Origin of the sequence: Cyanobium gracile UHCC 0281 (assembly GCF_034931305.1) — a bacterium.
Taxonomy (GTDB): Bacteria; Cyanobacteriota; Cyanobacteriia; order PCC-6307; family Cyanobiaceae; genus Cyanobium; species Cyanobium gracile_A.
Window position 1 is genome coordinate 1 of record NZ_JAYGHY010000078.1, and the last position, 10,391, is coordinate 10,391.

General features: G+C 69.5%; 13 protein-coding genes and 2 pseudogenes. 9 read left to right on the forward strand and 6 right to left on the reverse strand.

All coding sequences use genetic code 11. From position 1 onward, the window contains the following. The 3 genes and pseudogenes from VB739_RS15170 to VB739_RS15180 all read left to right on the forward strand — a co-directional run. Positions 1-442: pseudogene (locus tag VB739_RS15170) on the forward strand (o-succinylbenzoate--CoA ligase); the annotation flags it as partial. Positions 443-457: 15 nt separating this feature from the next. Then, positions 458-724: a TM2 domain-containing protein gene (locus VB739_RS15175; protein WP_254944950.1), complete on the forward strand. Its 267-nt coding sequence runs from the start codon at positions 458-460 to the stop codon at positions 722-724. Continuing rightward, complete coding sequence (locus VB739_RS15180; RefSeq protein WP_323357867.1) at positions 724-900, forward strand: hypothetical protein; 177 nt, start codon at positions 724-726, stop codon at positions 898-900. Before VB739_RS15175 ends, VB739_RS15180 begins: the two co-directional genes overlap by 1 nt. On the opposite strand, the gene VB739_RS15185 is transcribed toward VB739_RS15180, so the two are convergent. After that, entirely contained in the window at positions 897-1,352 is a 456-nt protein-coding gene (locus VB739_RS15185) for an acyl-CoA thioesterase (RefSeq protein ID WP_323357868.1), read from the reverse strand. The two genes, VB739_RS15180 and VB739_RS15185, sit on opposite strands and share 4 nt — an antisense overlap. A 115-nt stretch (positions 1,353-1,467) precedes the next feature. On the opposite strand from VB739_RS15185, the gene VB739_RS15190 reads away from it, so the two are divergent. Then, complete coding sequence (locus VB739_RS15190; protein WP_323357869.1) at positions 1,468-2,163, forward strand: hypothetical protein; 696 nt, start codon at positions 1,468-1,470, stop codon at positions 2,161-2,163. On the opposite strand, the gene VB739_RS15195 is transcribed toward VB739_RS15190, so the two are convergent. From VB739_RS15195 to VB739_RS15205, 3 genes are all read right to left on the reverse strand, one after another. Next, positions 2,156-3,259, reverse strand: coding sequence for a fatty acid desaturase family protein (locus tag VB739_RS15195; RefSeq protein ID WP_323357870.1), 1,104 nt, complete (start codon positions 3,257-3,259; stop codon positions 2,156-2,158). The two genes, VB739_RS15190 and VB739_RS15195, sit on opposite strands and share 8 nt — an antisense overlap. A gap of 116 nt (positions 3,260-3,375) precedes the next feature. Further along, complete coding sequence (locus tag VB739_RS15200) at positions 3,376-3,789, reverse strand: DUF2752 domain-containing protein (RefSeq protein ID WP_323357871.1); 414 nt, start codon at positions 3,787-3,789, stop codon at positions 3,376-3,378. Beyond that, positions 3,786-4,970: an NAD(P)H-quinone oxidoreductase subunit H gene (locus VB739_RS15205; protein ID WP_323357872.1), complete on the reverse strand. Its 1,185-nt coding sequence runs from the start codon at positions 4,968-4,970 to the stop codon at positions 3,786-3,788. Before VB739_RS15205 ends, VB739_RS15200 begins: the two co-directional genes overlap by 4 nt. Before the next feature lie 43 nt (positions 4,971-5,013). Between VB739_RS15205 and rsmH the strand changes: the two genes are divergently transcribed. Both rsmH and VB739_RS15215 read left to right on the forward strand, forming a co-directional pair. Next, positions 5,014-5,907, forward strand: coding sequence for a 16S rRNA (cytosine(1402)-N(4))-methyltransferase RsmH (gene rsmH, locus VB739_RS15210; protein WP_323357873.1), 894 nt, complete (start codon positions 5,014-5,016; stop codon positions 5,905-5,907). A gap of 10 nt (positions 5,908-5,917) precedes the next feature. After that, positions 5,918-6,502, forward strand: coding sequence for a DUF456 family protein (locus tag VB739_RS15215; protein ID WP_323357874.1), 585 nt, complete (start codon positions 5,918-5,920; stop codon positions 6,500-6,502). A 7-nt stretch (positions 6,503-6,509) separates the two neighbouring features. Here VB739_RS15215 and VB739_RS15220 read toward each other — a convergent pair whose 3' ends face one another. Next, the gene (locus VB739_RS15220) at positions 6,510-7,343 is read right to left on the reverse strand and encodes a hypothetical protein (protein WP_323357875.1); all 834 of its coding nucleotides are present in this window, start codon (positions 7,341-7,343) and stop codon (positions 6,510-6,512) included. Between the two features lie 26 nt (positions 7,344-7,369). Beyond that, positions 7,370-8,512: a cysteine desulfurase family protein gene (locus VB739_RS15225; protein WP_323357876.1), complete on the reverse strand. Its 1,143-nt coding sequence runs from the start codon at positions 8,510-8,512 to the stop codon at positions 7,370-7,372. 6 nt (positions 8,513-8,518) lie between these two features. On the opposite strand from VB739_RS15225, the gene VB739_RS15230 reads away from it, so the two are divergent. From VB739_RS15230 to VB739_RS15240, 3 genes and pseudogenes are all read left to right on the forward strand, one after another. Further along, on the forward strand, positions 8,519-9,112 hold the full coding sequence (locus VB739_RS15230) for a hypothetical protein (RefSeq protein WP_323357877.1): 594 nt from the start codon (positions 8,519-8,521) through the stop codon (positions 9,110-9,112). Positions 9,113-9,121: 9 nt separating this feature from the next. Beyond that, complete coding sequence (locus VB739_RS15235; RefSeq protein ID WP_323357878.1) at positions 9,122-9,913, forward strand: response regulator transcription factor; 792 nt, start codon at positions 9,122-9,124, stop codon at positions 9,911-9,913. Further along, positions 9,897-10,391: pseudogene (locus tag VB739_RS15240) on the forward strand (RNA pseudouridine synthase); the annotation flags it as partial. The gene VB739_RS15235 and the pseudogene VB739_RS15240, both read left to right, overlap by 17 nt.

Below are 10,391 nucleotides of genomic sequence, written 5' to 3' on the forward strand. Positions count from 1 at the left end.
GGCGGGCCGGCTTCAGCCCCTGCCGCTGCAGCCAGGCGGCTGGTGGCGCAGCGGCGATGCCGGGCGGCTCGGCGCCGAGGGGCTGGAGGTGCTGGGCCGCCTGGATGGGGCTCTGCACAGCGGCGGCGAGACGGTCTTCCCGGAGCGGCTGGAGGAACGGCTGCAGGAGCAGGCGGCCCGCGCAGGAGCGGGCTTGGAGGCCCTGCTGCTGCTGGCCCGGCCTGATCCGGAATGGGGCGAGCACCTGGTGGCCCTGGTGCGGCCCCGTCAGGCGGGCGAAGGGGCGGAACTCCTGGGGGCGCTGCAGGCCCTCACGGCCGCTTGGCCCCCCGCCGAGCGGCCGCGGCATTGGCATCTCTGCCCGTCGCTGGCCCCCACCGCCGCGGGCAAATGGGAACGGGGACGTTGGCAGCGGTGGCTGGACTCGCTAGAAGCCTTCTGAACGGCACCCGCACCGATGACCGACAGCCAACAGGTCGAGACCAGCAACAAGAAGCTGGCGGCAGGGCTGCTGGCCATCTTCCTGGGATCGCTGGGCATCCATAAATTCGTTCTGGGCTATAGCAAGGCCGGGCTGATCATGTTGCTGGTCACGGTGCTCACCTGTGGCTTCGGCGCGTCAGTGATGGGGATCATCGGGGTGATCGAAGGTGTCATCTACCTCACCAAGTCGACGGAGGAATTCCAGGCCCAGTACATCGACGCCACCCGGGAGTGGTTCTGATGCCAGCGCCCCGCCCGCCACGGCTGGGCCTCGCCCTGCTGGTGGGAGGTGGGCTGGTCAGTTTCATCGCCCTGGGGGTCACACCGCACGATGGCCTGCACCCCCTGGCCCTGTTCGGGGCGCTGCTGCCCCTGCAGTTGGCCGCCCTGGCCTGGGCCCTGCTGAACCGCCGCTAGCCGTCCGCCCGGCTGGCCTCAAGCCAGAGCACGAGGCTGCTGGGCAGATCCGTCCGCTGCCGGCTGGCCGCGTCAATGGCCACGTGCCGGGTCAGGCCGGTGGCCGCCTCCTGGCCGTCGTGCAGGAAGCGGTAGCGGATCTCGAAGCTGCCACCATCGCGCTGCAGGGGCCGCAGCGCGATGGCCAGAGGATCCCCGCAGGCCAGAGGCCGCCGGTAGTCGGCACTCACATGCACGATCGGCAGCGCCACGGACGGTGTGCGGCCAGGCCCGGGGAAGAGGGCGCCGGACGCCACGCCGAACCGTTCCAGGCTTTCCTCGTAGGCCACGTGGCACCAGCGCAGCAGCTGGTGGAAATGCATCACCCCGGCGGCGTCGGTGTCCCCGAAGCGCACCGTGCGGCAGAGCAGCAGCCAGTCCGCCGGCGTGCTTGGTGGGTCGGATGGGGACATCAACCTCCATGGCGACGCGTGCCCGATGCCCCATGCTGGCGCCCCTTTGCCGCTGCCGGCATCCCGGATCCGTTGCTGGCATCCCGGAACGCCCCTAGGTTCCGCGCAGTACGTGATGTCTCCCTTGGCCGCCGCGATCGCCTACGAGCCGCCCACCATCTCCAAGGCCTGGGCTGCTTTTCTGGCCCACATCCCCACGATCCTGCTGATCTGGGTGGCCACGATCGTCCTGTCCGTCATCGGCTTCGTGGCCTCCCTGGCGCTCACGGCCCTGGGCGTCGGTCTGACCAGCAGCGGCGCCGGCGGTGAGGCCGCCTCCAGTGTGGCGGCGGTGCTCGGCAATCTGGTGCAGCTGCCCTTCACGATCCTCTCCAACCTGGTGGGGGTGCTGTTCGTGGCCGTGCCGGCGATGTACTACGCCAGCGGCGAGATCATCGGCACCGAGCCTGCCTTGCGGGTGCTGCTGCACCGGCCCGTCCGCTATCTCCTGGCGGGGGTGCTGTTCACGGTCGTGGCCGCGATCGGTTTTGTGTTCTGCATCCTGCCCGGCATCGCCGTCACCCTGGTGATGCCCGTCTACGTCAATAAGGTGTTTCTCACCGACGGCCCCATCCTCGACGCCTTTTCCTCTTCGTTCCAGGCCGTCTACGGCTCAGCCAAGGGCCGCACCTTCGCTGGGATCCAGCTGATCGCCTGGCTGCTGGTGCTGGTGGTGACGATCTTCACCTGCGGCCTGGGCTCCCTGGTGGCGGTGCCGGTGGCCACCTTCTACATCCAGAACGCCGCCTATCACCAGGGGGTGCTCAGCTGAGGGGACAGGGCTGGATGATGGTCCCACAGCTGCTGGCAAAGGTGTTGGCATCCAGGTAATGCCGGGGGGTCTGCCTCAGCAGTTGCCAGGCCTGGCGGGCGCTCAGCAGATTGAAGCGTTCCGGGTAGTGCTCCTGGAGCAAAGCCCGTACCTGGGGGTAGTACTCCGGGTTCATCCCAGGAAAAATATGGTGTTCAGTGTGATAGGAAAAATTGAAGTGAAGCGTGTCGAGAATGGCTGGCATCTTCAGCGAAATGCTGTTGATGAGCGGATCGTTGGTGTCGGTGGCGCGGCAGGCCATGTGATTGGTATAAATGTAGGCAATCACCACGCTGTAGCCGATCCAGATGGGCAGGAAGTAGCCCAGCAGAAGGGGCACGGGCCGTAGGCCGATGAAGCCAATGATGCAAAGGTGGATCAGCACGATGACAGCCAGTTCGATACCAATCTGGCGCCGTTCCCTGCGGCTCACCTGAAAGGAGAACACCGGGTAGCGCGTGGATCCGTTGTTGAACAGCAGCACCGACGTGATGTTTCGGAAGGCATGCACACCCCAGGCCGAAGTCATCCCCACAGACAGCCAGAAGGGGTTCACTTCAACCGATGGTACAAACAGATTCTGGATCGATTTTCCCCAGCTCGCTGGCTGGCTGGCGTTGTAGTTGCGGTCGGGATCCTGCTCGGAATTGGTCTTGCCGTGATGTTCCCTGTTGTGCACGGCCTTCCACAGCGTCGGGGGCATCCACAGCAGAGCGAGGCCGAGCAGCTGAATCACCTGGCGCAGCTGGGGCTGACGGATCGCCTTGCTGTGCATCATGTCGTGGGTGCCGAAGAGCATCACCACCACGGCGTTGCCCATCACCAGGGCGAAGGGCAAAAAGAGAAGCAGACCCTGCCAGTGGCTGACCTGAAGCTGGCGGGCCATCGCCCAGCCCAGCACAAGGATCGCCCCATTCAGGCCGAGGACAGGAAGCGTCCCCCGGTCGGGCGTGAAGGCCGCGTCGGGCAGCAGGGGGCGGAGGCGTTTGGCGTAGTCGGGCTGGGCGATCAGAAGCTGAGCACCAACGGGTGCTGCAGGGCTAGACGAAAAGGGCAAAGAATTCCTGGTGTGGACCGGTGAGCAACGGGGTAGGTCCATCCCAGGGCCAGCGTAGGTCGGCCCCCTGAGTCACCGTGGCGGTTGCGGGTTCGGTCGGCTGCGGCCCCGCTGGATCAGGAGAGCGGAAAGGCCTGCAGGCCGATGCCGTAGGTCAGGCCCATCCGTCCGGCCCAGTAGAGCAGCAGCAACAGGCCCAGGCCCACCAGGTGACGGCCCCGCAGGAAGCGGGGCACCAGCCGGCCGGTCCCCAGCGCCTGCAGCGACCAGATCAGCAGGCCGGCGGCCAGCACCGGTCCAAAGGCGTGCAGGGCCACGGCGTCGCCGAAGCGCCCCACCAGGCTCGCTGCTGTGGCCCGGGTGAGATAGCAGGTGGGGCAGGGGATGCCGGTGAGGGCTCTCAGGGGGCAACTGAAGCCGGGCAGGCCCGGATGCAGCCCTTTGAGCACCAGCAGGCCGGTGACCCCCAGCGGCAGGAGCGGGCCGCAGCGTTCGAGCCGGCGGATCCAGCGCCGGCCGGCCGTGCTCACCGATCCACCGATCCCATGATCACGTCGATCGAGCCCAGGATGGCCATGATGTCGGCCACCTTGGCCCCCTTGAGGATGTGGGGCAGGATCTGAAGGTTGTTGAAATCGGCGGCGCGGATCTTCCAGCGCCAGGGGGTGACATCGTTGTTGCCCATGATGAAGACGCCCAGTTCACCCTTGCCCGATTCCACCCGGCAATAGAGCTCACCGTCGGGAATCTTGAAGGTGGGGGCCACCTTCTTGGCGACGTACTGGTAGTCGAAGCCGTACCACTCACTCTTCTTGCCCTCGGCCATGCGACGCGCCTCCAGGTTTTCGGTGGGGCCGCCGGGGATCATGGTGATGGCCTGGCGCAGGATCTTCAGGGACTGGCGCATCTCCTCGATCCGCACCCGGTAGCGGGCGTAGCAGTCACCCTCTTTTTCCCAGGCCACCGACCATTCGAAGTCGTCGTAGCACTCGTAGTGGTCGACCTTGCGCAGGTCCCATGGCACGCCGGAGGCCCGCAGCATGGGCCCGGAGAGACTCCAGTTGATCGCCTGCTCCTTGCCGATCACCCCGAGCCCTTCGATCCGCTTACGGAAGATGGGGTTGTTGGTGATCAGTTTCTCGTACTCATCGATCTTGGGGCCGAACCAATCGCAGAAATCGGCGCACTTCTCCAGCCAGCCGTAGGGCAGGTCCACCGCCACCCCACCGATGCGGAAGTAGTTGTTGTTGATCAGACGCTGGCCGGTGGCCGCTTCCCAGAGGTCATAGATCATCTCCCGCTCCCGGAAGATGTAGAAGAAGGGCGTCTGGGCTCCGACGTCGGCGAGGAAGGGGCCAAGCCAGAGCAGGTGGTTGGCGATGCGGTTGAGTTCCAGCATCAGCACGCGGATGTAGCTGGCCCGTTTCGGAACGGGCACGTCGGCCAGCTTCTCGGGCGCATTCACCGTGATCGCTTCGTTGAACATGCCCGCCGCGTAGTCCCAGCGGCTCACGTAGGGCACGAACATCACGTTGGTGCGGTTCTCGGCGATCTTCTCCATGCCGCGGTGGAGATAGCCGATCACCGGCTCGCAGTCGATCACGTCCTCGCCGTCGAGGGTCACCACCAGCCGCAGCACCCCGTGCATCGACGGGTGGTGGGGGCCGAAGTTGACCACCATCGGCTCGGTGCGGGTCTCGAGCTGGGTCATGCCCTTGGCGAGGAACGGAGTGCCGGGATCTTAGGAAGGTCGGATGGCCGTTACGTTCGCCCATCTCCCGGTTCTGGCCGATCCGGTGCTGGAGGCCTTCTCCGGGTTGTCTGGGCTACCTGCCGGCGACGGCCAGGCCTTGCTGCTGGATTGCACCCTCGGCGGCGGCGGTCACAGCGGCCTGCTGCTGGCGGCCCATCCCCAGCTGCGCCTGATCGGCCTCGACCGGGACCCCGCGGCCCGGGCCGCCGCCGCCGATCGGCTCGCCCCCTTCGGCGATCGCGTGACCATTCAGGCCGCCAACTTCGCCGACTTCACCCCGCCCGCCCCCCTGGTGGGGGTGCTGGCCGATCTGGGGGTCAGCAGTCCCCAGCTGGATGAACCCACCCGGGGCTTCAGCTTCCGCGCCCCTGGCCCCCTGGACATGCGCATGGATCCGGACGCCGGCGAAACCGCCGCCGAACTGGTTGATCGGCTGGAGGAATCGGCCCTGGCGGACCTGATCCATACCTATGGCGAGGAACGGCTGTCGCGCCGCATCGCCCGGCGCCTGGTGGCCGAGCGCCCCTGGGCCGGCAGCGGCCGCACCACCGCTGACCTGGCCTATGCCGTGGCCGGTTGCTTTCCCCCCAAGGCGCGTCACGGCCGGATCCACCCCGCCACCCGCACCTTCCAGGCCCTGCGGATCGCCGTCAACGACGAGCTGGGGGCTCTCGATCGGCTGCTGGCGGAGGCCCCCGGCTGGCTGGTGCCGGGGGGGCTGCTGGCGGTGATCAGCTTCCACTCCCTGGAGGACCGGCGTGTCAAGACGGCCTTCCTCACCGATCCGCGCCTGGAGCGGCTCACCCGCAAACCCTTGGTGGCCAGTGAGGAGGAGGAGGAGGCCAATCCCCGCAGCCGCTCCGCCAAGCTGAGGGTGGCCCGCCGCGTGGCCTGAGCCGTTTGCCATGACCCCGGCCAGCCTGCCGAGCCTCGATCGTGTCGATGTCCTCTGGTGGATCGCCCTGCTGATCCAGGCCCTCGCCATCCCCGGCACCGTGCTGCCGGTGGCGCCAGGCCTCACCCTGCTGCCCCTGGGGGCCTTGCTGTGGTGCTGGGCCGTGGGCTGGGCCGCCGGCTGGCCGGCCCTGCTGCTGGCCGTGGTGTTGCTCGCCCTGGGCTGGGGGGCCGAGGCGCTGGGCCTGCTGCTCGGTCCGGCCCGGTTGCAGGCCACCCGCTGGAGTTATGTCGGCGCCGGCCTTGGCCTGGTGGTGGGCCTGCTGGGGCTGCTGCCGGCCCTGCCGGTGGGTGGGCCCCTGCTCGGCGCCCTGGTGGGGCCGCTGCTTGGGGCCAGCCTCGGCGAGCTGCTCACCGCCCCGCCGTCCCTGGGCCCGCCGGGCCTGGGGCGGTTGCGCCGTTCCCTGCTGGTGGGCCTGGCGGTGGTGGCCGGGATGCTGGTGAGTCGCGTGGCCCAGCTGCTGCTGGCCCTGGTGGGGCTGCTGGGGTTCGTGCTGCTGACGGCTGGCCCCTTCGCCACTCCCCTCGCCGGCTGAATCGCTCTCAGGGGCTGGGGTGGGGCGGCAGGGGGTCGGCGTCGCCGCTGGCCAGCACCAGCTGCCGGTAGGCCGCCGTGGCGATGCAGACCACCAAAGGCCAGGCCACGAAGGCCCCCACCAGGCAGGCCAGCAGGCCCAGCAGCATCAGCAGGCCCGCGATCAGCATCAGCAGCAGCACCATGAGCCAGCTCGGGTCCACCAGGGACCGCCCCCGCTGCAGGGCGGTGCGGGAGCCGGCCCGCTCGAACAGCACGATCTGGGTGAGGAAGCTCTGGTTGATCGCCAGATAGATCACGCCCAGCAGCAACACACCCAGGAGCAGGGCGAACACCACCGCCAGGCTAAGGCCCAGCACCTCCACCAGGGTGCGGCTGAACGGCACCAGCTGGTCGGCATAGAAGCCGAGCAGTGCCAGGGGGCCGCCCACCAGCAGCAGCAGGCCGATCAGGGGAACGAGCACCACCGCCGCCAGCAGCAGCCAGGCCCGCAGCAGCCGCCCGAACACCTCGCCGTCCCAGCGCATCAACTGCCCCAGGGAGGGGTGGCCGCCCTGGATGGCGCTGCCGGCGCCGCGCACCAGTCCGATGGCACACCAGAGGTTGAGCAGCAGGTTCGCCGTCAGCCCGATCAGGTAGAGGATCCAGTCGAGGGGATCGCTGGAGGCCACGCCGCCGTTGCTGATCTGGCTCTGCAGGGGCTGGATCAGGAACTGGAGGGCGACCACCACCAGGGGAAAGCCCACGAAGGGCCCCGGGCTGCGGCTGAAAGCCCGCCAGCCCTCCTGGAGGGCATCACCGAAGTCGAGCCGGGGACCGTGCCGCCCGACGGATGCGTGCATCAGGTCGAGGCCATAGACCCCGAAAGTTAGAGGGGCACTCGCAACTCCGCCACCGCATCGCCCATGGCGGCCACGGCGACATCGACGTCCGCCGCTGTGGTCCCCCGTCCCAGCCCGAAGCGGACCGTGGCGCCAGCGGCGCGGCGGTCGAGGCCGAGGGCCGCCAGCACGTGGGAGGGGCTGCCCTGGCTGCAGGCCGACCCGCTACTCACCGCCAGCACGCGGCGCAGCTGTCGGTGCAGCCGTGTGCCGTCCACACCCTCCACCGTGACACTGAGGCTGTGGGGCAGGGTGTGGAGCGGCTGGCCGTTGCGGCGCACACCGCCGAGGGCCTCCAGCTCCTTCCAGAGGCGATCGCGCAGGGCGCCGAGGCGTTCGGCCCGCTCCTGGCGGTCGGCCAGGGCCCCGGCCACGGCGGCACCGAGGCCGACGATCAGGGGCACTGGCAGGGTGCCGCCCCGCAACCCGCCCTCCTGGCCGCCACCGAGCTGCTGCGGGGCCAGGGGCAGCCCCGGCCGCCGCAGCAGGGCGCCGACCCCCTTGGGGCCGTAGAGCTTGTGGCCGCTGAGGCTGAGCAGGTCGATGCCGAGGTCGGCCATGGCCAGGGGGATGTGCCCCACCGCCTGGGCGGCGTCGCAGTGGAACAGCACCCCCCGCTGGCGGCAGAGGGCGCCGATGTCGGCCAGGGGCTGGAGCACGCCGATCTCGTTGTTGGCCGCCATCACCGACAGCAGCAGGGTGTCGGGTCCCAGGGCCTGCGCCAGCCGCTCGGGATCGAGCCGGCCATCGGACTCCACCGGCAGCACGGTGAGCGGAAAGCCGTGGCGCTCCAGCCAGGCCATCGGCTCCAGCACGGCCCGATGCTCGCTGGCCAGGGTCACCAGGCGGCGGCGGGGCTCCCCCCGCTCCAGGGCCGCCTCGGCCACCCCGCGCAGGGCCAGGTTGTTGGCTTCGGTGGCGCCGCTGGTGAAGATCACCGCGTCGCTGTCCACGCCCAGAGCCTCGGCCACCCGCTGGCGGGCGATGTCCACCGCCGCGCCCGCTTCCAGGGCCGGCCGGTACAGGCGGCTGGAGGGATTGGCGGCGTTCTGCGTCCACCAGGGCGCCATGGCCGCCAGCACCGCCGGATCACACGGGGTGCTCGCGTGGTGGTCGAGGTAGGTCAGCATGGGGCCATGCTGAACCGTTTCCGTTCCTTCGGTGCCTGCCCGCTGCGGCTGGGGCCTGCCCTGCCCATGGCCTCGCTGGCGGCGTTCACCCTGGCGGCGGCCTTCGTGACGGGGGCCCTTGTGACGGTGGCCTCCAGCCTGGTCCTGAGCCGGCCAGCCGCCGCCCAGGACGACTCCCGCAGCAATGCCGAAAGCCGCCCCAAGGGCTTCAAGGTGCTGCTGGACCGGGTGACCCATCGGGGCCGGGAGGTGGTGGGCATCTACGGCCAGGTGAGCGAACCCACCCAGCCGGGGATGTGGCGGGTGCAGGTGTGGGAGGAGCTCGACGACCGGGTCACCGTCGCCACCGACAAGATCGGCTGCAGCCCCACCAGCCCCCTGAGGATCACCGGCAGCGCGCGCCGCCTGGTCATCCGCGAGCTCAATCCCGGCGGGGTGATCACCCCCGCCAACCGCCTCGACCACCTCATGTGGTGGGCTGTCTGCGTGCCCGAGCAGGCCGGCAAGGACCCCGCCAGCCTCGGGCCGGTGGCCCGCCAGCTCGGCTACAGCGGCCGATTGCCCGAACGGCAACAGGTGGTGCTTGGTCCCGGTCGATAGATTTCCCCCATGAGCCAAGATCCTTCCGCCGCCGCCGGCCCCATCTCCGAGCCGTCCGGGGTGGAGGAGACGCCTGAGGCCGCCACCAGCACACCGGTGCGGCTGCTGCTGGTGGACGATGAGCCCGGGCTGCGCACGGCGGTCAAGGCCTACCTGGAGGATGAGGGCTTCGCCGTCACCACCGCCAATGACGGCGAGGAAGGTTGGACGGCGGCCCAGGCCCAGATGCCCGATGTGGTGATCACCGACGTGATGATGCCCCGCTGCGACGGCTATGGGCTGCTGAAGCGGTTGCGGGCCGACGAGCGGCTCGGGGGCACGCCGGTGATCTTCCTCACGGCCAAGGGCATGACGGCCGACCGCATCGCCGGCTTCCAGGCCGGCGCCGACGACTACATCCCCAAGCCGTTCGACCCGGACGAACTGGTGGCGCGGGTGCGGAACGTGGTGCGCCGTCAGGAGCGGCTGCTGGCGGAGGCGGCCCGCTTCGCCGATGCCGACATCGGCGCCATGGCCCGCCAGATCACGGAGATCCGCTCGATGCTGGGGGGTGGGGGCGCCAGCAGCGCGGCTGGCAGTGCCAGGAAGCCCGTCTCCGACGTCAAGCTCGACTTCACCCCCCGTGAGGCCAGTGTCCTGCAGTTGGTGGCGGAGGGAATGATGAACAAGGAGATCGCCCGGCGGCTGGAAACCTCGATCCGAAACGTCGAGAAGTACGTGAGCCGGCTGTTCATCAAGACCGGCACCGCCAGCCGCACCGAGCTGGTGCGCTTCGCCCTCGAGCATGGCCTGGTGGATTGACGTCCCCCCGTCCCCACCGCTGAGCCTGCCGCCCGGCTGGCTGCCGTCCGAGCCCAACGACGGCTGGGCCTACCGCAACCGCCTTCCCTCCTCCGGAACCGGCCTGGGGGTGGTGGCCTTCTACGCGGAGCGCTATGGCCACTCCAGCCCGGCGGAATGGGAACGGCGCCTGGCGGCCGGCGAGATCAGCCGCAACGGTGAGACGCTGCGGGCCGAGGTGGCCCTTGCCGGTGGCGACCGGTTGCTCTGGCGGCGTCCCCCCTGGCAGGAGCCCGCCGTCCCGGCCCACTGGGGCGTGATCCACGACGACGGCGATCTGCTGGTGATCGACAAGCCCAGCGGCCTGCCCGTGCTGCCGGCGGGCGGTTTCCTGGAGCACACCGTGCTGCGGCTGCTGGAGCGCCGCCACGGCGACGACCCCGCCGGCCTGCCGCGGCCGGTGCACCGCCTGGGGCGCTTCACCTCCGGTCTGCTGGTG